3 protein-coding genes are annotated in these 2007 nt (G+C 36.0%); 2 read left to right on the plus strand and 1 reads right to left on the minus strand.

Features of this window, described 5'->3' with window-relative positions; genetic code table 11:
• Window positions 1–479 (plus strand): T9SS type A sorting domain-containing protein (locus tag ENL20_02555; protein ID HHE37436.1); only part of this gene is annotated, 479 nt, incomplete at its 5' end.
• Window positions 480–559: 80 nt separating this feature from the next.
• Window positions 560–970 carry an acyl-CoA thioesterase gene (locus ENL20_02560; protein ID HHE37437.1) on the plus strand — a complete coding sequence of 137 codons (411 nt, stop codon included), beginning with the start codon at window positions 560–562 and terminating at the stop codon, window positions 968–970.
• A gap of 136 nt (window positions 971–1106) precedes the next feature.
• On the opposite strand, the gene ENL20_02565 is transcribed toward ENL20_02560, so the two are convergent.
• Window positions 1107–1994, minus strand: coding sequence for a PorV/PorQ family protein (locus ENL20_02565; protein HHE37438.1), 888 nt, complete (start codon window positions 1992–1994; stop codon window positions 1107–1109).
• Between the last annotated feature and the right edge of the window lie 13 nt (window positions 1995–2007).

Consider the following 2007-nt stretch of genomic DNA (forward strand, 5'->3'; position numbering starts at 1 on the left):
CCTGGGAATGGGATCTGGATGGAGACGACATAACAGATTCCAATGAACAGGATCCAACCTGGATTTATACGGAAGTTGGAAGTTATACGGTCAGTTTTACAGTCGATTTTGGTGATGAGCAGATCACGGAAACGAAAGAGAATTTTATTATTGTTGAGCCGGTTGCTATCAATGATCAGAATATCCAACCTGCTGAAAATCATCTTTATAATTATCCGAATCCATTTAGTTTAAAGCAGGATTCGATAACAGAAATTAAGTTTAGTTTAAAGCAAAAAGGATTTGTTCAAATTAATATTTATAATGCCAAAGGTCAGAAGATCAAAACTTTGATCAAGAAAGAATTTGAAGCTGGTTTTTTCTCTACTTTTTGGAATGGGAAAAATGAGAAGGGAAAAAATGTCCAATCAGGAGTTTATTTTTATAAATTAAATATCGATGGGAGAGAAGTAGCGAAGAAGATGTTAATTTTGGAATAAGAAACTCACAACTTCAGTTGTGAGAATAATAGAAATCTAAATACAAACCAACCGCTTCATCGGTTTCCGGATAAATGTAAATAAAGGAGGATTGTGTGCACTACAAACGCAAAATTTTCGGATATGAATGCGATATTTACGGACATCTGAACAATGCTAATTATCTTCATCTTTATGAAGAAGCAAGAGCAGATGCATTGGAACAGATGAATTTGCCAATCAGGAAGATCAGGGAAATGGGAATCAGTATTTATGTAACTCATATAGAAATTGATTTCAAAAAAGGAATCGAATTGGAAGAAACTGTAATAATCAAATCTTCCATTTCCAAAATGTCGAGGTTAAAGGCTATCTGGAAACAGGAAATTTATAACAGTAAGAATGAGTTGTGTAATATTGCTCAGGTTACCGGTGTTTTTGTAAAAGCTGGAAAACCCGGTCGAATTTCAAAAGAATTGTTCGAGCGTTTTCTGAAGTTTAAAGAGAATTAGCCGCAGAGACACAGAGGTCACAGAGAAATAGCTCACGGATTTGCACGGATCAAACGGATTTTAATACCCTTTTCCATTTTTATAAATTATTCTCCGTGTTCTCTGTGTCTCTGTGGCAAAAAAGGTGATGATTTTATTAAAATTTATAAGTCAGAGAAATCTGGTTCAGATATCCAAGATCACCATAAGAAACAATAGCATAGTCAACTGCAAATTTGTAGAGTTTAAATCCTGCTCCAAACGATAAACCAGCAAAAGTACTGCCGTCTCCACCTGTTCTCCAGTCTTTGCCGTTGGATTTATAACCGGTTCGTAGAGAAAACATCCTGTGCAGTTTATATTCCAAACCCATACTTCCATTAAAATCGTTCTTAAATGGTTTGTTGATATCGAGCAAAATAAAAAGCTTTTCAGTAGGTTGGTATTTGAAACCGACAGTAACCATTGTTGGTAAAGTTTCATTATATTTATCAGATGTGTAATAAGTTAATTGTTTTCCCAGGTTTTTCAGGGCAATTCCGACTTTGATATTTTTATTGATCGTCTGATGTAAAAGGGAAGCATCGATAGTAATAGCAGATGCAGAATTATCATCGAGAGATTCTCTGATATATTTAAGAGCCAGCCCGATATTCAAACTTTCCATTATCAGCCGGTTATCACTTATTCCAATGACAATATTTGACATCCCGAATGTTCCATCAGTACCGACATAATCACCATTATTCATCAATGTCCTGGGTTCCGTGGCAGTAAAAAATTTTGAGAACAAAGCAACAGTTCTACCATTACGCATTGGAATGGCAGCAACAACAGAACCACACTGAATATCGTCGATGTAACTCATATAAGTTGTAGCGATTTGTGGTCTTGATAACTGAGCTAAACTGGAAGAATTATAAAATACAGCATTGGCATCATCAGCCAGAGCAGTAAAGGAATTTCCCAAAGCTGCACTTCTGGCGGCAAAATCAACTTTCAGGAAACTGAAACCGGTTGTTCCTGCATTTTCATGGATTGCCATAAGCGGTAATCCG

This window comes from Candidatus Cloacimonadota bacterium (genome assembly GCA_011372345.1).
GTDB lineage: Bacteria > Cloacimonadota > Cloacimonadia > Cloacimonadales > TCS61 > DRTC01.

Bases quoted from the DNA above. Each gene is read 5' to 3' on its own strand.
- ENL20_02565 (HHE37438.1), bottom strand. From the start codon at position 1,994: ATGGCAATCCATGAAAATGCAGGAACAACCGGTTTCAGTTTCCTGAAA.